This window comes from Streptomyces sp. SAI-170 (assembly GCF_049739565.1).
In the GTDB taxonomy this organism is placed as follows: domain Bacteria; phylum Actinomycetota; class Actinomycetes; order Streptomycetales; family Streptomycetaceae; genus Streptomyces.
Window position 1 is genome coordinate 3,112,933 of record NZ_JBMGQD010000001.1, and the last position, 19,651, is coordinate 3,132,583.

The window sequence follows — 19,651 nt, forward strand, 5'->3', positions numbered from 1 at the left end:
CCGCGGAGCGCCTAGTACCAGTGGTTGGCCTGCCAGAACGACCAGGCGCCGCACGGGCTGCCGTAGCGCTCGTTCATGTAGTTCAGGCCCCACTGGATCTGCGTGGCCGGGTTGGTCTGCCAGTCGGAGCCGACCGAGGACATCTTGGAGCCGGGCAGGGCCTGGAAGAGGCCGTACGCGCCGGAGGAGGGGTTGACCGCCTGGTAGTTCCAGCTCGACTCGTGGTCCACGATGTTGCTGAAGCAGCCGAACTGGTCGCCCGGCACCATCTGACGGGCCATCGACTGGATCTGCGACACGCTGTACGAGCTCTGGACGGCGAAGGTCGAGGCGTCGGCACGGGAGGCGCTGCGGCTCGCGGCGGCGGCCTTCTCGGCCTCCTCGCGCTCCTTGGCCTCCTTCTCGGCCTGGACGGCCGCTTCCTTCTTCGCGATCGCGGTCTCGGCCGCCTGCTTGCGGGCCGCGGCCTCGGCGTCCTTCTTCGCGGTGAAGTCGGCGGCGATGGCCTGCGTGTCGGCCTGCTGCGTCAGGGACGCGGTCTGCACCTGGGCGTATTCGCCCGCGGGGATGTCCGCGAGGAGCGTCGCGTCGGCTGCCGTCGCTTCGGCGTCGTTGTTCTGCGCGGTGCTGCCCGAGGCAACGCCGACGACGCTTCCGACAGCGGTGACCGCGGTGGCCGAGGCCACTGCGAATCCCCGGACCGAAATCCGGCTCACACGGTTTTCCTTCCAGCATCGCCCGCTTCGGTGACCCTGGCGGACGCAATCGTGCCCCTGGCGCTGGCCTCCCCACTGCACGGGTCACGGGAGGCACGGGCCCGGTGGGCAACTCCCGCACGGGGAGCGCCGCGTGGTGCTCGGGCGGCATACGGCGGCGCTATGGAGTTGGGTGGTGCTCAGGTTGTTGTGTACCGCTGGGGGTACACGTGTGCCGTATGCGGGGCCTGACAGGAGTGAGACTCTGCCGTAACACGACGGCGCAAGGCAATTCTGTGTTGCGTGTGAAAGCTCACATCCCGTTCGGCCCAGGCGATTTCATCGAACGCCCACATGTGAAGGCGCCGCCCCGCTAGGCTCTCGGCCTTTGCGGGGCGGCGCCAACAGGCGTGACAGGCCTCAGATGTGGCCGTCTTCCAGCATTTCCGTCACAAGTGCGGCGATCTGGGACCTCTCGGACCGGGTCAGGGTGACGTGCGCGAAGAGCGGATGCCCCTTCAGTTTCTCCACGACCGCGACGACACCGTCGTAGCGCCCGACGCGCAGATTGTCCCGCTGTGCCACGTCATGGGTGAGAACCACCCGGGAGTTGGCGCCGATCCGGGACAGCACGGTCAGCAGGACGTTCTTCTCCAGCGACTGCGCCTCGTCCACGATCACGAACGCGTCGTGCAGTGAACGGCCCCGGATGTGGGTGAGCGGCAGGACCTCCAGCATCCCGCGCGCGGTGACCTCCTCGATGACCTCGCGGCTGGTGACCGCCGACAGCGTGTCGAAGACGGCCTGGGCCCAGGGGCTCATCTTCTCCGCCTCGGTGCCCGGCAGATAGCCCAGTTCCTGCCCGCCGACCGCGTACAGCGGACGGAAGACCATCACCTTCTGGTGCTGCCGCCGCTCCAGCACGGCCTCGAGCCCCGCGCACAGCGCGAGCGCCGACTTGCCGGTGCCGGCCCTGCCGCCCATGGAGACGATGCCGATGTCGGGGTCGAGGAGCAGATCGAGCGCGATCCGCTGCTCGGCGCTGCGGCCGTGGATGCCGAACACCTCGCGGTCGCCGCGCACCAGCCGGACGTTGCCGTCCGGCGTGACCCGGCCGAGCGCCCTGCCGCGCCCGGAGTGGAGGGTCAGGCCGGTGTGCACGGGCAGATCGGCGGCCTCGGGGACGTACACCCGTCCTTCCTCGAAGAGGATGTCCACCTGCTCGGCGGGCAGGGTCAGTTCGGACATCCCGGTCCAGCCGGAGTTCTCCGTGATGGCCAGTTCGGCCCGGTACTCCTCGGCCTGGAGTCCCACGGAGGACGCCTTGATCCTCAGCGGCAGGTCCTTCGACACGACCGTGACGTCGAACCCCTCGGCCTGCAGGTTGCGGGCGACCGCGAGGATGCGGGAGTCGTTGTCCCCCAGCCGGTAGCCGCTGGGCAGCACGCTGGGGTCCGAGTGGTTGAGCTCGACACGGAGCGTTCCGCCCAGATCCCCGGTCGGGATCGGGGCGTCGAGACGGCCGTACCGCACCCGGAAGTCGTCCAGCAGGCGCAGGGCCTGGCGGGCGAAGTAGCCGAGCTCGGGATGGTGCCGCTTGGCCTCCAGTTCCGTGACCACGACGACGGGGAGCACGACCTCGTGCTCGTCGAAGCGGCTCATGGCGTTGGGATCGGCCAGCAGGACGCTGGTGTCGAGAACATAGGTGCGCCGGTCTGACTTGTGGCGCTTTGTGCTGGTCACCACGGAAGGACGTACCCCCTCGGATGAGGTCGGGGAGCGACGAAGGTGGAAACTGGGCCGGGGTGGGCGGGAAGGCTCCAGCCGGACGGACGGGAAGATTCCGGCCAGTTGGGCGGGAGATTCCGGCCCGACGGGCGGGGAATTCCCAGCCGGACGGGCGGGAATTCCAGCCGGTCGACGACCCTTGCGCGCGCCGCGGGTCGAGAACCGGCCCTCCGCGGCTGCTTCCGTGCGGTGGACGCACGGTGGGGCTGGTGCAAAGGGCCTCCCGGGCGGACGGACTCGTGCCGCCCGCTGAGATCCGACACCCGTGGTTCGGGTGTCGACCTGCTTGGCTTATGCCCTCGAACACCCGCTGCCATGCCACGGCATATGACGGCGGACCGGTGAACTCCTTGTGACGCCAGATACGTCCGGCCGTTACGTCGGATACGTCCGCACGCGCGGAGGTACGTCCGCGCGTGCCGGGTGTGTCTGTGTGCCGGTGTGCCGGTGCGTCAGCCGCCGTAACGGCGGTGGCGCGCCGCGTAGTCGCGCAGGGCCCGAAGGAAGTCGACCTTGCGGAAGGCCGGCCAGAAGACCTCGCAGAAGTAGTACTCCGAGTGGGCCGTCTGCCACAGCATGAAACCCGACAGCCGCTGTTCGCCGCTGGTGCGGATGACGAGGTCGGGGTCGGGCTGGTCGCCGGTGTAGAGGTGGCGGCCGATCATGTCGATGTCGACGGACTCGGCGAGGTCCTCCAGGGAGGCGCCCTTCTCGCTCGCGTCCAGGAGCATCGAGCGCACCGCGTCGGCGATCTCCTGGCGGCCGCCGTAGCCGATGGCGACGTTGACGAGTATCCCGTCGACGTCGGCGGTGGCCTCCTCGGCCTCCTTCAGCGTGCGCTGCATGCCGGCCGGCAGCAGGTCGAGCGTGCCGACGTGGTGCACCCGCCAGCGGCCGTCGGCGACGAGGGTGCGCACGACGTCCTCGATGATGCCGAGGAGCGGGACGAGCTCCTCCTCGGGCCGGGTGAAGTTGTCCGTGGACAGCATCCAGAAGGTGACGACCTCGACGTCCGCCTCGGTGCACCAGCCGAGGAACTCCCCGATCTTGTCGGCACCGGCGCGGTGACCGTGCACGGTGGTGGAGCCGGAGGCCTTCGCCCAGCGGCGGTTGCCGTCCATGATCACGCCGATGTGCTTGGGCACCTGAGCGTGGTCCAGGTGGCCCTCCACCCGGCGCGTGTACAGCCTGACGAGCAGGCCGCGCAGCTTGTCGCGCAGGTTCACGTGATTGTCAGCCCCTCCTGTGCGGATGCGGTCCCCGCGGGGCCGACAGCCTACCCCTGCTGTTGTTTTGGCCGTGCGGGCGGGGGTTGAGGGGGCTCGGACGGGCGCCGGGTCGGAGCTCCGGGGGCGTTCGTGCGCGCGCGGGCATGAAAAAACGGGCCGGTCCGTGGGGGGGAGACGGACCGGCCCGAGGGGGGGTTTCCACCATAACCCTTTGTAAGTGATGCCGCGTACATCGGCGTGCCGCAATTACTCTCCGGAATCGGGCGGCAACGCCTGGAAGGCCCCGGAATACGGGGTTCACAGGCTGTTCATGGCCAGAACACGGCGGCCGGCCCCGGGCGCGGCGCGTCCCTCCGACGGGCTAACCGCCCCGAGAACCCGCACTTGACGGCCGTAAGGCCGGAAGAAGAGGAGGCAGGGCACCGCGCAGCCCCCTCCACTGCGCGGTACCGCCCGCGCAGCTTTGCTCACGCGAATTACCTTGGTCTGAACTTACGCGACGCCGGTGGTCCAAAGCGAGCCGTTCGGGGTAACGATGTGGAAAACCTGTGAATACTGAGGCTGGAGAGGTGTGAAGGTCCTCACCTGCGTCTTTTGTCACGGCTGTGGGAGTTCAGCTGCAAAGCGGAATGCACAGCATGCGCCGAACGGCTGTTCCTGGCCATCTTCGATTCCGCGCCTCAGCGCTCCGGCTTCCGTACGTCGAACAGATGGCGGCTGCTGTACGCCACGAACGGCCCCTCCGCCAGGATCCGCTCGTGCAGCGCGCGCAGCCGGGGCTCGTAGGCCTCGACGGTGAAGCCCGGCACCATCCAGACGACCTTGCGCAGGAAGTGCACGACAGCGCCGATGTCGTAAAACTCCATCCGCAGCCGCTCGGCCCGCAGCTCGACGACCTCCAGGCCGGCGGCCTCGGCGTCGGCGCGCTCACGCTCGGGATCCCGCGCGCCGCGCACCTCGTCGGGCTGCGGCCCCAGGAAGAACTCGATCAGCTCGAAGACGCTGCTGGGCCCGACGTGCTGAGCGAAGTACGTGCCTCCGGGAGCCAGCACCCGCGCGATCTCGTCCCAGTGCGGACGCACGGGGTGGCGGCTGGAGACGAGGTCGAACGTGCCGTCCCCGAACGGCAACGGCGCGTCCTCCTCCGCGGCCACCACCTCGACGCCCCACCGACCCAGCAGCGCGGCGGCCTTCTCGACATTCGGCCGCCACCCCTCGGTAGCCGCGACATACGCGGGCCTGCGGAGGGCTCGGGCCAGGGCGAAGTCCAGTACCTCCCCACCCCCCGTCTGCACATCCACCGCCGCCTCCGCCCCGCCCAGCCGCCGGGCCAGGGAGACGGCATACCCCCAGGAGGGCCGCTCCTCGGTGGCCCGCCCCTCGAACCAGGAGAAGTCCCACCCTTCGGTGGGCTCGGCGACGGCTTCGGCGATGAGGTCTTCGAATGTGCGGGGGGTCATGGGGTGATGGTGTCAGGGGTGGGGGGTGGGGGTCGCGGATTTTTGTGCGGTGGGGGCTGGTGTCCGCCGGGTCGGGTCGGGCCGGCTGATCAGTGGGCGCGCTCGGGCTCCGTCCGGAGGGACGGCAGCTCAGCCCAGCAGCGGCCGGACCTGGTGCGCGGCGAACCGTACGAAGCCCTCGGGGTCCGGCTCGTCCGCGGTCGGCTGGAGGACGACGGTGTCGGCGCCGGCGTCGGTGAGGCGGCACACCGCCTCGGCGACGTCTTCGGCGCCGCCGGCGACTCCGAGGCCGGGCACGTCGGCCAGTTTCTCGGCCTCCAGCTCGGCGCGGAGGCGGGCGGCGGCGTCGGGTCCGGTGGCTGTGAGGAGGTAGACGACGACGCGGTGCGGGTCGGTGCGCCCGGCCGACGCGCGCCCTTCGTCGATGAGCCGCCGAGCCCGTCGTACGCCGTCCGGTGGCGTGGACGCCGTGAGGATGGTGCCGTCGGCCGCCTCACCCGACAGCCGCAGCGAGCGCGGTCCGGTGACGCCGGCGAGCACCTCGACCGGGCCGGCCGGGGGCCAGTCGAGGGCGACGTCGTCGAGCTTCACATACCGGCCGTCGGTGCTGACGCGCTCGCCGCGCAACAGGGCGCGCAGCGCGAGGAGGTACTCCCGCAGCAGCGTCGTGGGCGACTCCGCCCGCGCGCCGACCTGCTGCATCCAGTCCTGCACACCGTGCCCCACACCGAGGACGGCCCGGCCCGGGAACATCCGGTGCAGCGAGGCGGCCTCCATCGCGGTGACCGCCACATTCCGCAACGGCACCGGCAGCAGCCCCACCCCGACCCGCACCCGCTCGCTCCACGCCAGCGCCGCCGCCGCGGTGGAGACACCGCCCTCCAGGAAACAGTCCTCCCACAACCAGAGCTGCTCAAGGCCGCTCTCCTCCGCGACGCCGACCACCTCCCTGAGCCGCTCGGGCGGAAGCTGCGGACGGAAGACGACACCGAGTTCAGTCATGGGGCTTTCCTATCCGGGGCCGGGTCGAGGAACAACTCCTTTAGTTTGAGGGGGAAGTAGAGGAGGCGGATCATGGCGGGAGCAGGCTCCGGCTGGCGGGACGGCCACGCCCATCTGACGTTCGACAGCGACACGGGCCTCCCCGTGCGGCTCCCCCTGGAGATAGCGAGGTCCTACCGCGCCCGCCGAAAAGGCCTCCTGGGCCGGACCTCACTGACCGGCGCCCTCCTCCTCACGCCGGCCAACAGCATCCACACCTTCGGCATGCGCATCCCGATCGACGTCGCCTACCTGGACCGCCACCTCAGAGTCCTCTCCCTCCACACCATGCCCCCCAACCGCCTGGGCCTCCCCCGCCTGCGCGCCCGCCACGTACTGGAGGCCGAGGCCGGGGCGATGCGCTCTTGGGGACTCCGCGTGGGGGGCGTGGTGGGGGTGGAGGAGGGCCCGGCCTGACCGCAGGCCCCTACCCCCGCGGGAAGGAGATCTCCACGCGGCGGTTCTTCTTGCGGCTGGCCTCCGTGGCGTTGGAGGCGATGGGGTACTGCTCGCCGTAGCCGCGGACCTCGAAGGTGATGTCGGGGTCGTTGAGGGTGTCGCCCAGGATGGCGTGGACGGCGTTGGCTCGTTGCTTGGACAGGATGTCGCCGTGGGCGGAGGAGCCGAGGTCGTCGGTGAAGCCGAAGACTCTGACCTTGGTCGCGTTCTGGGCTCGGATCTCCTCCGCGATCGCCGCGATGCGTGCCTTGGCCTCCGGGCCGAGCCTTGCGCTGTCCTTGCCGAACAGCACCTCGGCCTGGAGCGCGAACTTCACGTCCGCGTTGGTGTCCTCTCGGCGTTCGTCCCCGCTCTCCTCCTCGACGACCTGCTTGATGTCCAGCACCTTCGGCTCCGCCAGCGTGGCCCCTTCCGGCAGCTTCAGGTCCGGGTCGTTGCCGTCGACCTCCACCGGGGCCACCGCGGTGGGTTCCGTGCCTGGGGGCACGCTGGGGTTGTCGTCCGCCTGAGCGCTGGTCGCCGCGAGCAGGATCAGCGTGGTCGCGGTGAGGGTCAGGGTGAGACGGGTCGGGGTCATCGGTGGCCTCACCCTGTGATCTGGATGGGGGCCGAGGCGAATGTGGGGAGCTGGAAGGTGACTTCTGTGGTGTTGGTGGGGGGTGCGGGGAACTGCATGAAGACGGGGATCGAGGCGCCGGCCTCGAGTCTGGGCATGCCCGTCGTCGTCAAGGGCCGACCGTCCGTATCGCGCAGCACGTAGTAGCGCTTCTTGCCCGCCGAATCCACCAGCGTGGCGCCGCCCAGTGACGAACCGTGCCGGATGATCTCTGTTTCATCGCCCGCGGCACGCACCGAGACGCGAACCGCGTCGTCTCCGTCGTTCTTGAGCTCGCCGGTCACGGTGACGAAACCGCCGCTGTCTCTGGCTGCGGCCGTGATCCTGAGGAGTAGGCCGTCCTCACCCTTGAGCTCGGCCAAGGGCGCGTCCGCCTGCCCCTCTTGAGCACTCGGCTTGGATCCCTCGCTACGGGACGCGGGAGCGGAACGGTCGGGCTTCTTGTCATCGTCGCCCCCTCCCCCGCAGCCGACCACACCGAGGGCCAAAGCGGCCGCCACAGTCATCGCGGCCATCCCCCGGCGGGCCTTGGTTGTGAACCGCTGGCTCATGACTTCGCTTCCTTCTCCCTCGCTCGGCCGTTCGCTTCTCAATCAGTCAGCCAGATGGACGTCGAAGAGGTCCTCGGGTTTCGGAAGCTCGTCCAGATCCTCAGGGTCCAGCTCCCAGACCTCGCCGTCGCATGTCAGCTCCGGCAGCGCGTCGTCCGCGGGCTCGTCTGCCGACGGGTAGGTGCAGCGAGGTTCGATCACGGCCTTGGCCGACGCCGTCGACTTCATGTCCTCCGTGCCCGGAACGATGGAATCGCCGACCGGCTCCGCAGCCGTGACCGTCACCTCGAAGCTCAAGGGGCCGTTCGGCTGGTCGCAGCCGCTCGCCGTGGCGTCATTGACCGCAGCCAGGTCGTAAGCCCGCCAGCACGCATCGACGGCCGGTCCTGTGCCGTTGAAGATGTCCCGCCACTTGGTCGGGTCGAGCACGTCCTCCACCCATGCCTGGGCCAGTTGGTCCCGCGCTTCCAGTGCCGCCGCGAGTGCAGCCGCATCGGCCGCCGTCTGGGCTCCGTTCCGATTCGCCGCCGCCTGGCCGACCGCGAGGTACGCGAGCGCGAGAAAGAGCAGGCCCGCCACCACCGTGATGTAGATGGGGAAAGCCTGCCCGCTGTCGCCTCGCCTGCGGACGAGTGTCAGCTGATGACTTCGTCGATCTTCGACACGATCGCGTCGTAGATCGTCTGCCCGATGTCCGTCCCCGTAATGGCCAACACGATCGCCACCACCACCGCGATGATCCCCAGGTACTCCACCGCGGTCTGGCCCTTGTCGTTGCGCATGGCGCTCCCCTTTCGCCGCACCGGAAACAGTGTTGTGTCTGTTAGCAGTACCCGGCGGGGAGGCCGGGGAAGAGGGTCCCTGGGCCCAATTCGAGGCCCAACGGCAGGTCATCGTGGGCCCCCTTCGGTAGTGCGGGTCGTCCGCAGCCACTTGGCTGCGGCTTCGCCGCGGGTCGTGCTGTGGAGTTTGGCGAAGATGCGGTTGATGTGGTTCTTGACGGTCTTCTCGGTGATGAAGCAGGCGGCGGCGATCTGGTGGTTGGTCATGCCGGAGGCGATGAGGTCCATGATCTCGGCCTCCCTGGGGCTCAGGTGGTGGGCGGAGGGGTCCCGGTTCGACGTTGTCGACTGTCTCATATCTCGTTGCAGTTGCGAAACGTTCTCTCGCTCTGAAGTCCTTGTCTCCGCGCGTACTTCCTCTACGTCCATTGCATTCGCACCTCCCCGCAGTGACGCCAGGACCACCGCTCCCGCGCTCGGGGTGAAGTGGGGCCGGCCCCGGGTCGCGTCGCGTACCGCGGTGGCCAGTTCCTCCGGGGTGAACTCGCCGTGGACGAGGTAGCCCACCGCGCCCAGGCGCAGGGCCTGTTGGACCGTTTCCGATTCGCGGCTGTAGGTGAGCATGAGGACGGGGGCGTGGCGGGCGAGGTGGGGCAGGGCGGAGAGGCCGTCGAGGCCGGGCATGCGGACGTCGAGGAGGATGACGTCGGGGTGGTGGCGGGCGGCCGCTTCGCGGGCCTCGCGGCCGTCGGCGGCCTGGGCGACGACGGTGAGGTCGTCGCGGCCGGAGAGGAGGGCTGTCAGGCCCGCGCGGACGACCGGGTTGTCGTCGGCCACGATCACCCGCAGGGCGGGTTCCGGGTTCAGCATCGGCTCCCTTGTCCTTCCCCCGCACCCAGCGGTACCTCCAGGCGTACCGCCGTGCCCGGGCCGTCGTCGCCGGGGCCGAGGGTGAGGGTGCCGCCCAGGAACGCCGCGCGTTCCGTCATGCCCAGCAGGCCGAAGTGGCCCGAGTGACGCAGGGCTTCGACGGTCGTGCCGAGCGGCAGTCCCCGGCCGTCGTCGCTGATCAGCACCCGCAGGCCGTCGAGCGAAGTCTCCGACCGCACTCGTACGTGCCTCGCCTCCGCATGACGTGCCGCGTTGTCCAGGGCTTCCGTCACGATCGTCAGGAGGTGGCGGGCCCTGGGGCGGGGCATCGGTACCGCCGTTTCCGCCGGGTGAGCCTCGTACGTGACCTTCAGCGCCGCCCGTTCCGCGAACTCCGCCACCCTCGCCGCCAGTTCTCCGGCCACGTCCACCTCGGCCGCGTCGTCCTGCTCGCCCGCCACCCGGCGCAGGTCCGTCAGCAGTTCGCGGGACTCCGCCGCCGCCCTGCGGGCCGAGCGGGCGATGAGGTCGGCCTGGGCGCGCAGGGTCGCCGGGTCGGGGGAAGGGTTCGAGGCCGTGGCCACCAGGGCCTCGGCCGCCAGGGCGACGCCGTGCAGGGTCTTGGCCACGGTGTCGTGCAACTCGCGGGCCAGCTCGGCGCGTTCGGCGCCCACGGCCTCGGTCACCGCCAGGCGGGCCCGGGTGGCCGACAGGGCCTCGGTCGCCTCGCCGAAGCCGAGCATGAGGTTGCGCAAGGTGGAGCCGACCGCGCCGGTGATGACGCACAGGCCGGGCAGGAGGAGGGACTCGGCCACGTCCTCGTCGGGGCCCAGCGTGGCGTGGACGAGGAGCAGTATCAGGCCCTGGAGGGAGGCGAAGAAGGCCGCGCCCCGCCAGCCGTAGACGATGCCGGCCAGCAGGGGCGTACAGACGCTGACGTAGGCCAGGGTCGTGTCCGGGCCCGCCGAGATCAGCAGCAGCGCGCCGAACAGGGTGTCCACGGCGAGCAGGGACGGGTGGCGCAGCAGCAGGGGGCCGAAGCGTTCCCAGTCGCGGAAGAGGGCGTACGAGCCCATGAAGGTGACCACCACCGCCGCCCCGACCAGGCGTACGCCAAGGCCGGGACTCGCGTTCAGCAGCGCCGCCGGGGAGGCAACCGCGATCATCGCCAGGCGGAAGCCGAAGACCTGGCGGCACATGGCCTGGACGGCGTTCACCTGGATCGGCAGCGGTGGCGCCCCGGCGGCCGCCCCGTCCCGCCGCTGTCGCCGCTCCCGCAGTCCGGGAAACGGCGCCCAGCGGCCCGTCCCCCGGCCCGTCGTCGCGATCGTCGCCACTGGTCCTCCTAGCGGCCCGTGATCGAGCCGAAGTCGGTGCCGGAGCCGAGGATCAGGCCGGCGCCGAGCAGCAGCATGGTGGCCGGGACCATGAAGGTGGTGATCATCATGGTGGCCTTGGGGACTGCTCGGGCCGCCTTGCGGCGGGCGTTCTGGGCGTCCGTACGGCGCATGTCCTTGGCGAGGGCCACGAGCGTGTCGACGATCGGGGCGCCGAGCTCCTCGCCCTGCTGGAGGGCCGTCACGAACATCGCCACCTGCTCGGAGTCGTTGCGGCGCCGCAGCTCCGCGAAGGCCTGGCGGCGGCTCATGCCGAGGTCCATCTGGCGCAGGGTGATGCGGATCTCGTCGGCCCAGGGACCCTCGTAGCGGGAGGCCACCCGGTCCAGGGCCTGGCGGAAGCCGAGCCCCGCGCTGACGACGACGGCGAGGACGTCCAGGAAGTCCGGCAGGGTGCGTTCGATGACGTCCTTGCGGACGCGGATCGCCGACCAGATGCCGACCTCCGTCCAGAAGGCCCCGAACGCCAGCAGCAGCAGAGCCACCAGCACCTCCCCGCGCAGGAGGAACACCAGCGCCCCTACGGCTCCCAGGGCGCCGTAGACCGCCCTGCGCGCGGCGTAGCGGTCCAGGGTCAGGCCTCCCGGGTTGCCCGCCAGGTCGATCTTGCGGCGGTACCGGGCGACCTGCCTCGGGCCCATCAGACGCAGGACCGCGGGGGCGTAGCGCATGCCCATACGGTCGATGAGGGAGTCGACGGCGCCGGTGCGGGTGGCGCCGACCTCCAGGGCGAGGGCCAGGTCGCCGGGGAGTCGGGCCTCGGCCCGGTACATGCGGATGCCGGCGAAGATGCCCCCGACGCTCAGGGCCATCAGCAGGGCGAGCAGCACAGCCATGTCGAGGCCTCCTCAGACGTCGATGCGGGACAGGCGGCGGATGAGGACGAAGCCGACGGCGTACAGCGCGAAGGCGATGATCACGCAGGCCTGGCCGACCGGCGAGCCGGTCATGCGGTCCAGGGCGCCGTCCTTGACGCCGTTCATGAGGAACAGCGAGCCGACGCCCATGACGGGGACGGCGTACGAGGTCATGCTGACCTGGGAGAGCTGGGTGCGGATCTCGCGGCGGGTCTCCTTGCGCTCCTCCAGGGTCTCGGTGAGGTTGCGCAGGGCGCCGACCACCTGACCGCCCGCCCGGCTGGAGAGCACCAGGGTCGTCACCAGGACCACCAGTTCGCGCGAGGGCAGCCGGTCGGCCAGCTCGCCGAGGGCGTCGTCCATCGCGGCACCCATCGCCAACTGGTCGGCCACCCGGGACAGTTCCTCGCCCGCGGGCGCCTCCAGTTCCTCGGCGGCCATGCCGATGGCGGTGCGCAGGGCGAGGCCGGCCTGGGTGGCGTTGGCGAGTATGCGGGCGAGTTCGGGGAGTTGGTTGATGAACTTCTCGATGCGTTTCTGCCGCTGCCAGTTGAGGAACTGCCAGGCCGCCCAGATGCCGAGGAGTCCTGCGATGGGCCCGAAGAAGGGGGCGAGGGTGGCCTGGCCGATGAGCCAGAGCGCGGCGACCGCGGTGAGCATGGCGGCGAAGAACTCGCCGGGTGTGACGTCCAGCCCGGTGGAGGCCAGGCGCAGCTCCAGCAGCCGGCCGAGCCGGGTGCGGCGCAGGCGGCGGTCGAGGCCGCGGAAGTAGCGCCTGCGTCCGGGGGCCGAGCCACGGCCGGCCTCCAGCGCGAGCCGCTCCACCAGGGCCTGGCGCTGGGCGCGGCCGGTGGCGTAGGAGTGCACGCCGATCACGGCGAGGAGGCAGGTCAGCAGGGTGAGGCCGGTGGTGAGCTGGACGAGCGTGCCTAGTTCCATGGTTCTACCTGGCTTCTCGGGTGGCGAGCTGATCGGCGTGCTGGGCGACGCCGAAGGCCTGCGGGAGGGGCTGGCTCGCCATGTAGAGGCGGTCGGCGGTGCGGCGCGGAAGCGGGAAGTAGCGGAAGGTGCCGTGCACGCGGCCGTCGGGGGTCATGGGCTGTGCGTCGAAGCGGGCCACGGTGGCCAGCCGGTACGGCTCTCCGCCGTGGCTGTCGAGGATCGCGATCTCGGTGATGCGGCGGGCGCCGTCCGCGAACCGCGCCAGCTGGACCAGGACGTCCACCGCGCTGTTGATCTGGTCGTGCAGGGCGACGAAGGGGATCTCCACGTCCGACATGGAGGCGAGGGTCTGCAGGCGGGTCAGGGCGTCCTCCGCGCTGTTGGCGTGCACCGTCGCCAGCGAGCCGTCGTGGCCGGTCGACATCGCCTGGAGCATGTCCAGCGACTCGCCGCCGCGGACCTCGCCGACGACGATCCGGTCGGGCCGCATGCGCAGGGAGTTGCGCACCAGGTCGCGGATGGTGACATGGCCCTTGCCCTCGACGTTGGGCGGGCGGGACTCCAGGCGGATGACGTGGGCCTGCTGGAGCTGGAGTTCGGCGGAGTCCTCGATGGTGATGATGCGCTCGCCGCCGGGGATCAGCCCGGACAGGGCGTTGAGCATGGTGGTCTTGCCGGTGCCGGTGGCGCCCGAGACGATGATGTTGAACTTCGCCTGCACCAGGCCCGCCAGCAGGAACAGCATGTGCTCGTCGAGCGAGCCGAAGCCGATCAGCTCCTGGAGGGTGAAGGAGCGCGGGAAGCGGCGGATGGTGAGGATCGGGCCGGTCAGGGACAGCGGCGGGATGATCACGTTGACGCGCTCGCCGGAGGGCAGCCGGGCGTCGACCATCGGGTTCGACTCGTCGACGCGGCGGTTGACCGTGGACACGATCCGCTCGATGGTCTGCATCAGCTGGTCCACGGACGCGAACCGCAGCGGCAGTTGCTCCACCCGGCCGCCGCGCTCCACGAAGATCGCGTCCGGGCCGTTCACCATGATCTCCGTGATGGAGGCGTCCTCCAGCAACGGCTCCAGGATGCCGAGGCCCAGCGCCTCGTCCACGACCCGGCGGATCAGCTGCGAGCGCTCGACCGTCGACAGCACCGGCCCCTCGCGGCTGATGATGTGCCCGAGCACCCGCTCCAGGCGGGCCCGGCGCTCGGCCGCCGCCAGCGAACTCATCTCGGCGAGGTCGATCTCCTCCAGCAGCTTCGCCCGGTACGAGGCGACCAGATGGCCGTCCTCGCCCCGGCTGCCGTTCTCCTCGGGGACGTTGATGCGTGCCCGCAGGCTCATGGCACAACCAGCTCCTCGTCGGTGTGGTCGAGCGGCATGGTGGCGGTCTTGGTGGCCGGGCCGAACTCCCAGCCGGGGACCAGGGACGGGATCTCGACCGTCGCGGTGACGGTCACCTCGTCGCCGCCGAAAGCCGGAACGCAGCTCACGGAGAGCCAGTCGCTGACCGCCCGGGTGCACGCGTCCTGCGCGTTCTCCTGGAGCGATGCGTACCGCGCCCCCGCCCGCGCCGCCGTACCCGCCTGCTGACCGGCGTACGCGATGAGCCCGATCTGCACGCCGGCGAGCGCCACGAGCACCAGGATCGGGATGAACCCCAGGTACTCGATGGCGACCTGGCCGCGGTCTCGGACCCTCACCTCAGTCCTCCTCCTGTACGGCGCCGGCGTGCGCCTCGACCGGGAGGGGGAAGCCGATCACGCCCGGGAAGAGGATGGGCACCTCCAGGTCGACCTCGGCGGTCACGAAGTCGCCGTCGGCGAAGCACTCCACGCCCGCCCCGCCCTGCCAGGCGCTCGGCAGGTCCTCCAGCCCCGCCCCGTTGCAGGCCGACTGTCCCTCCGACGCCGTCCCCGCCCGTACGGCCTCGTCGGCCGCGTGGGCCGCCAGCGTGTACGTGTAACCGACCAGCACGCACTGCCACAGCACCACCAGCGTGACCAGGATCGTCGGCGTCATGCCGAGGAACTCGATCGTGACCTGCCCCCGGTCCTCCCGGAGCCGGGCCCTCATCCCCCACCGTCCTTGCGCCGTCGGTCCCCGCGCAGCCGGCCGTGCTTCTGGCTGCCGGCCTGCGCCTTGACCAGGCCGAGTTCGCCGGCGAGGGCGAACAGGGCCTGGCGGATCTGGCCCTTGGCGTCGAGTTCGTGGACGCGGCCGGCGTCGACCGCGGCCTGGAGTTCCTTGAAGTGGGCCGGGATCGCGGTCGCGGCCAGCGCGGTGCCGGTGATCTTCTGGATCAGCGGCGGCTGGATCTCCGCGCTGCGGCTGGTGCGGTTGACGACGACGGTGGTCTCCTCGGCCTTGCGGATCTGGAGCCGGTCCCACATGCGCACGACCCGCTTGGCGCCGCGTACGGCGACGACGTCGGGGGTGGTGACGAGCAGGGCGGTGTCGGCCATCTCGACGGCGGCGGCGGAGGCGCCGGTCGTCTGGGCGCCGCAGTCGATGACGACGGTCTCGTAGCGGGAGCGCAGGGCGCTGACGATCTGCCGGGCGGCGCGGTCGGTGACCTCCTCGCCGCGTTCGCCCTCGGCGGGGGCCAGCAGGAGGGCGAGGCCGGTGTCGTGGCGGAAGACGGCGTCGGCGAGGACGCGCGGAGAGATGTCGGTGATGGCCGCGAGGTCGACGACGGAGCGGCGGAACTGGACGTCCACGAAGGAGGCGATGTCGCCGGCCTGGAGGTCCATGTCGACGAGGGCGGTGGAGCGGCCGGAGGCCTGGGAGGCGAGGGCGAGCTGGAGCGCCACCAGGGTGGTGCCGACACCGCCCTTGGCGCCGCTGACGGTGACGACGGTGCCGCCGGCCCCGGTGAACACGTCGGCGCCGCCGTGGCCGAGGTGGCGGCGGACGCCGACGGACCAGGTGGCGACGGCCTGGACGCGGCTGGCGAGTTCGTCGTACGACAGCGGCAGCGCGACCACGCCGCGGGCGCCGGAGTCCATGGCGGCGGAGAACAGGCCGGGGCTCGCGTCGCTGGTGACGAGGATGACGCCGACGGCGGGGAAGCGCAGGGCGACCTCGCGGATCAGCTCCAGTGCGGGTACGGGCCCGATGCGTTCGTGGACGACGACGACCTCGGGGAGTTCGTCGACGGAGTCGGCGGCGAGGCGGGCGAGGGTGTCGACGAGCTGGGTGGAGTCGACGACGGGGGCGAGGGGTTCGGCGTCGGGGAGCTGGCTGAGGAGCGTCGTGATGGACCGGACCGCGTCCGCGTCGCCGACGGCCGGGAGGATCCTCGTGGGCATGCGCGGCCGCCTCTCACTTGTCCTGGGCGAGTTCGTAGGTGCGGTCCTTGTCGGGGACGGCGGTGTCGCTGCCGGGCGCGACCAGGGCGAGGCGGACGCGCTGGGCGAAGGACTCGGCGTAGGTGAGGCGCTGGGCGTCGAGGGTGGACAGCGCGAAGGTGATGGGGACGGCCTCGCCGGCGCGGCGGGTGCGTTCGCTCGCGCCGGGCTCCAGGGGGGTCAGTTCGCCGACGTCGAGGACGCGGGCGCCCGTCACGACGATCCTGGACTGGTCGGGGGCGCCCTCGCGTTCGCCCTCGAAGGTGGCGTAGACGTTGACGGTGGAGCCCGGGGTGATCTTGCCGGCCACGCCGGTCGCCGCGTCGATCATGATGGCGACCTCCTGCTGCCCGGGGCGGAGCTCCGGCTGGTCGACGATCATGTCGCTCTGGAGCAGGGAGCCCTTCTTCAGGGTGGTGACGGCGATCTTGCCGCGGATGTCGTCGAGGTCGGTGACCGCGGTGGCCGACAGCCAGCGCTCGGGCAGGCTGATCCTCCTGAACTGGCCGGGGTTCAGGGCGGTGTAGGGGTCCACGTCGCTCTTCAGCTCGTACGCCGTGACCTCGGGGCCGACCTTGGACTTCACGTCGTCGACGACGGAGAGCACGCCGGCGAAGGCGCCGAGGGCGCCCAGGACCGACAGGAGCAGGAGTATCACGCCACGGCGCTGACGGGAGTTCATGGACCGAGCAACCTCTATGGGGGGTGGGGTCGGGGGACTTCACTGCGCGGGTCAGCCGGTGAGCATGCGGCTCTCCGAGGCGGGCGGGACGGCGGAGCAGAACACACAGCGGTCGCCGATGACGTCGAGCCCGCACCAGTGGCACACGCTCTGCCGCACCGAGGCGACCAGTTGGTAGAGCACGGACAGGTCGGGCAGGAAGCTGCAGAACTCGGTGAGCCGGCCGGTGCCCCACCAGGCGGGCGACTCGGCGGGCAGCGGGGTCTCGCGCAGGCCCTGGGTGTTCCAGGCCGGGGCGAGGGTCGAGGTGACCCAGTCGGTGGGGTGCTGGCCCTTGGCGACCAGCATCGAGGTGGCGAACTCCGGTCCGGTGAGCGAGGCTTCGGGGCCGATCCGCACGAGCTGGGGCGCGGGGTGGGCGACGACGGCGAACTGGCTGCCCGGCATCCAGGACTTGGCGTGCGCCTTGAGGGTGACGGGCACGCGGTCGAGCTTGGCGACGGAGCCGAGGACGGCGCCGGCGTGCAGGTAGTGGGTGAGCAGTCGGCCGGCGCAGGCGAGGACGCCCGGGGCGAGGTCGCAGGAGGCGAGCTGGCGCAGCTGCCGGGCGAGGACGGCGACGGCGAGCGGTGGCAGGTCGGGGCCGAAGAGGGCGATGCGGTCGCTCTCCAGCAGGGAGCGGACCGTGCGCAGACGCCGTTCTACAGCCGGGGACACGCCGGGCGGGTGGACGACGATCACATGGCCGTGCTGCTCGACGAGCGTGTGGAGGCGGGCGACGGACTGGTCGAGCGGCTCGCGGTCGAGGCCGGCCAGGACGGCCGCGGGCACGGTGCGTTCGTCCAGCGGCGGCAGCGCCAGATCGGCACCGGTCACGGCGACGGCAGTTGGCACGCGCAGCTCCCCGAATCCCCGCCAGTCGGCTCGCCGGGAGTTACTCCGGAGCACCGAGATGACTTCATTGCGTGACTACCTCGGCACTGTACCCACGGCCCTGTGACCGGAGAACAGCGTTTGGTGAGCTCCGGTGGAACTACTGGCGCACAAGTCGCGTCAAAACGGGTCAGGTTGCGCACTCAGCCCTTCAACTGTCCGTTCTGTTGGCGAGTTGGTCTGGACCTCTTGACACGTCCTATTGGTCTGGACCAACTTGGACGTCCAGCGGTGGCCACCGTCCCCATCCCACTCCCCCACCGGAGGCCCCAGTGGACCGCGCAACACGCCCGAGACGGACCCGCCTGTGGGCCGGTGCCGTCACCGCCGCCCTGGCCCTGTCCCTCACCGCCGCCGTCGAGGCATCCGCGGCCGACGTCAACAACGCGAAGAACGCCGGCTTCGAGTCGGGCCTCGCCAACTGGACGTGCAGCGCGAACAGCGGGACCACCGTCTCCTCGCCCGTGCACGGCGGCTCGGCCGCGCTGCGGGCGACCCCGGCCGGGCAGGACAACGCCCGCTGCTCCCAGACCGTCGCGGTCAGGCCGAACGCGACGTACACCCTCAGCGCCTGGGTCCAGGGCGGCTACACCTATCTCGGCGCCACCGGCACCGGCACCACCGATGTCTCCACCTGGACGCCCGACTCGTCCTCCTTCAAGCAACTGTCGACGACCTTCACCACCGGCGCCTCCACCACCTCGGTCACCGTCTATCTGCACGGCTGGTACGGGCAGGCCGCCTACCTCGCCGACGACGTCTCGGTCTTCGGCCCCGACGGCGGCGGGGGCACCGACCCGGGCCCGACGGTCCCCGGCGCCCCCACGGGCCTCGCGGTCTCCGGTACGACGTCGTCGTCGGTGTCGCTGGCGTGGAACGCCGTGTCCGGCGCGACCGGGTACAGCGTCTACCGCGACGGCACCAGGGTCACCGCGGTCACCGGCACCTCGGCGACCGTGACCGGGCTGACCGCCTCCACCGCGTACTCCTTCCAGGTCACCGCCACCAACGCGGCCGGTGAGTCGCCGAAGTCGGCGGCCGTGACCGGCACGACCGCGCCCACGGGCGGCGGCGGGGGCGGGACCCTGCCCAGGCACGCGGTGACCGGCTACTGGCAGAACTTCAACAACGGGGCGACCGTCCAGAAGATCTCCGACGTGCCGGGTCAGTACGACATCATCGCCGTGGCCTTCGCGGACGCGACCGGCACACCCGGGGCCGTCACCTTCAACCTCGACTCGGCCGGCCTCGGCGGCTACACCGTCGACCAGTTCAAGGCCGACATCCGCGCCAAGCAGGCCGCGGGCAAGAAGGTCATCGTCTCGGTGGGCGGCGAGCGGGGCACGGTGAGCGTCAACGACTCCGCCTCGGCCGCGAACTTCGCGAATTCGGTCTACTCACTGATGCAGACGTACGGCTTCGACGGCGTCGACATCGACCTGGAGAACGGGCTCAACGCCACCTACATGACCCAGGCGCTGCGGTCGCTGTCGGCGAAGGCGGGCCCGTCGCTGATCATCACGATGGCTCCGCAGACGATCGACATGCAGTCGACGTCCAACGCCTACTTCCGGACGGCCCTGAACATCAAGGACATCCTCACGGTCGTCAACATGCAGTACTACAACAGCGGTTCGATGCTGGGATGCGACGGCAAGGTGTACTCCCAGGGCTCGGTGGACTTCCTCACCGCGCTGGCCTGCATCCAGCTGGAGGGCGGGCTCACCCCGTCCCAGGTGGGGCTGGGGCTGCCCGCCTCCACGCGCGGCGCGGGCAGCGGCTACGTCTCGCCGACCGTGGTGAACAACGCCCTCGACTGTCTGGCCCGGGGCACCGGCTGCGGCACCTTCAAGCCGTCACGGACCTACCCCGACCTGCGCGGGGCGATGACCTGGTCCACCAACTGGGACGCCACCGCGGGCAACGCGTGGTCGAACGCGGTGGGGCCGCACGTGCACGCGCTGCCGTAGGCCCCGCGACAGCCGTGGCCGGAGGTCTTCTTCA

General features: G+C 70.9%; 21 protein-coding genes. 2 read left to right on the forward strand and 19 right to left on the reverse strand.

All coding sequences use genetic code 11. The features are described 5' to 3' along the window. Positions 1-11 precede the first annotated feature (11 nt). From RKD23_RS13710 to RKD23_RS13730, 5 genes are all read right to left on the reverse strand, one after another. The gene (locus RKD23_RS13710; protein WP_404042501.1) at positions 12-716 is read right to left on the reverse strand and encodes a transglycosylase SLT domain-containing protein; all 705 of its coding nucleotides are present in this window, start codon (positions 714-716) and stop codon (positions 12-14) included. Positions 717-1,115: 399 nt separating this feature from the next. Continuing rightward, the gene (locus RKD23_RS13715; RefSeq protein WP_424853938.1) at positions 1,116-2,441 is read right to left on the reverse strand and encodes a PhoH family protein; all 1,326 of its coding nucleotides are present in this window, start codon (positions 2,439-2,441) and stop codon (positions 1,116-1,118) included. 494 nt (positions 2,442-2,935) lie between these two features. Continuing rightward, on the reverse strand, positions 2,936-3,709 hold the full coding sequence (locus RKD23_RS13720; protein ID WP_424853939.1) for an isoprenyl transferase: 774 nt from the start codon (positions 3,707-3,709) through the stop codon (positions 2,936-2,938). A gap of 683 nt (positions 3,710-4,392) precedes the next feature. Further along, positions 4,393-5,172: a class I SAM-dependent methyltransferase gene (locus RKD23_RS13725; protein WP_424853940.1), complete on the reverse strand. Its 780-nt coding sequence runs from the start codon at positions 5,170-5,172 to the stop codon at positions 4,393-4,395. A gap of 129 nt (positions 5,173-5,301) precedes the next feature. Continuing rightward, the gene (locus tag RKD23_RS13730; RefSeq protein WP_424853941.1) at positions 5,302-6,174 is read right to left on the reverse strand and encodes an LLM class flavin-dependent oxidoreductase; all 873 of its coding nucleotides are present in this window, start codon (positions 6,172-6,174) and stop codon (positions 5,302-5,304) included. Between the two features lie 72 nt (positions 6,175-6,246). Between RKD23_RS13730 and RKD23_RS13735 the strand changes: the two genes are divergently transcribed. Beyond that, positions 6,247-6,630: a DUF192 domain-containing protein gene (locus RKD23_RS13735; protein ID WP_424853942.1), complete on the forward strand. Its 384-nt coding sequence runs from the start codon at positions 6,247-6,249 to the stop codon at positions 6,628-6,630. 10 nt (positions 6,631-6,640) lie between these two features. Here the strand turns inward: RKD23_RS13735 and RKD23_RS13740 are convergent, their stop codons facing one another. From RKD23_RS13740 to RKD23_RS13805, 14 genes are all read right to left on the reverse strand, one after another. Next, entirely contained in the window at positions 6,641-7,249 is a 609-nt protein-coding gene (locus tag RKD23_RS13740; RefSeq protein ID WP_424853943.1) for an OmpA family protein, read from the reverse strand. Between the two features lie 8 nt (positions 7,250-7,257). Beyond that, on the reverse strand, positions 7,258-7,839 hold the full coding sequence (locus RKD23_RS13745; RefSeq protein ID WP_424853944.1) for a hypothetical protein: 582 nt from the start codon (positions 7,837-7,839) through the stop codon (positions 7,258-7,260). 42 nt (positions 7,840-7,881) lie between these two features. Then, positions 7,882-8,478: a pilus assembly protein TadG-related protein gene (locus RKD23_RS13750; protein WP_424858227.1), complete on the reverse strand. Its 597-nt coding sequence runs from the start codon at positions 8,476-8,478 to the stop codon at positions 7,882-7,884. Next, positions 8,475-8,621: a hypothetical protein gene (locus RKD23_RS13755; RefSeq protein ID WP_404042647.1), complete on the reverse strand. Its 147-nt coding sequence runs from the start codon at positions 8,619-8,621 to the stop codon at positions 8,475-8,477. Before RKD23_RS13755 ends, RKD23_RS13750 begins: the two co-directional genes overlap by 4 nt. Positions 8,622-8,729: 108 nt before the next feature. Beyond that, positions 8,730-9,491, reverse strand: coding sequence for a response regulator (locus tag RKD23_RS13760; protein ID WP_424853945.1), 762 nt, complete (start codon positions 9,489-9,491; stop codon positions 8,730-8,732). Continuing rightward, the gene (locus RKD23_RS13765; protein WP_424858228.1) at positions 9,485-10,690 is read right to left on the reverse strand and encodes a sensor histidine kinase; all 1,206 of its coding nucleotides are present in this window, start codon (positions 10,688-10,690) and stop codon (positions 9,485-9,487) included. Before RKD23_RS13765 ends, RKD23_RS13760 begins: the two co-directional genes overlap by 7 nt. 146 nt (positions 10,691-10,836) lie before the next feature. Continuing rightward, on the reverse strand, positions 10,837-11,724 hold the full coding sequence (locus RKD23_RS13770) for a DUF5936 domain-containing protein (RefSeq protein WP_424853946.1): 888 nt from the start codon (positions 11,722-11,724) through the stop codon (positions 10,837-10,839). Between the two features lie 12 nt (positions 11,725-11,736). Continuing rightward, positions 11,737-12,684: a type II secretion system F family protein gene (locus RKD23_RS13775; RefSeq protein ID WP_424853947.1), complete on the reverse strand. Its 948-nt coding sequence runs from the start codon at positions 12,682-12,684 to the stop codon at positions 11,737-11,739. Between the two features lie 4 nt (positions 12,685-12,688). Continuing rightward, a complete protein-coding gene (locus RKD23_RS13780; RefSeq protein WP_424853948.1) occupies positions 12,689-14,026 on the reverse strand; it encodes a CpaF family protein in 1,338 nt (445 codons plus the stop codon). Further along, complete coding sequence (locus RKD23_RS13785; RefSeq protein WP_424853949.1) at positions 14,023-14,385, reverse strand: TadE/TadG family type IV pilus assembly protein; 363 nt, start codon at positions 14,383-14,385, stop codon at positions 14,023-14,025. Before RKD23_RS13785 ends, RKD23_RS13780 begins: the two co-directional genes overlap by 4 nt. Position 14,386: 1 nt before the next feature. After that, entirely contained in the window at positions 14,387-14,758 is a 372-nt protein-coding gene (locus RKD23_RS13790; protein ID WP_424853950.1) for a TadE/TadG family type IV pilus assembly protein, read from the reverse strand. Then, complete coding sequence (locus RKD23_RS13795; protein WP_424853951.1) at positions 14,755-15,993, reverse strand: AAA family ATPase; 1,239 nt, start codon at positions 15,991-15,993, stop codon at positions 14,755-14,757. Before RKD23_RS13795 ends, RKD23_RS13790 begins: the two co-directional genes overlap by 4 nt. 13 nt (positions 15,994-16,006) lie before the next feature. Continuing rightward, on the reverse strand, positions 16,007-16,714 hold the full coding sequence (cpaB, locus tag RKD23_RS13800; RefSeq protein ID WP_424853952.1) for a Flp pilus assembly protein CpaB: 708 nt from the start codon (positions 16,712-16,714) through the stop codon (positions 16,007-16,009). Between the two features lie 51 nt (positions 16,715-16,765). Further along, entirely contained in the window at positions 16,766-17,608 is an 843-nt protein-coding gene (locus RKD23_RS13805) for a hypothetical protein (protein WP_424853953.1), read from the reverse strand. Positions 17,609-17,919: 311 nt separating this feature from the next. Between RKD23_RS13805 and RKD23_RS13810 the strand changes: the two genes are divergently transcribed. Continuing rightward, positions 17,920-19,617 (forward strand): chitinase, encoded by a 1,698-nt coding sequence (locus RKD23_RS13810; RefSeq protein ID WP_424853954.1) that lies wholly within the window; start codon positions 17,920-17,922, stop codon positions 19,615-19,617. Positions 19,618-19,651: the final 34 nt, after the last annotated feature.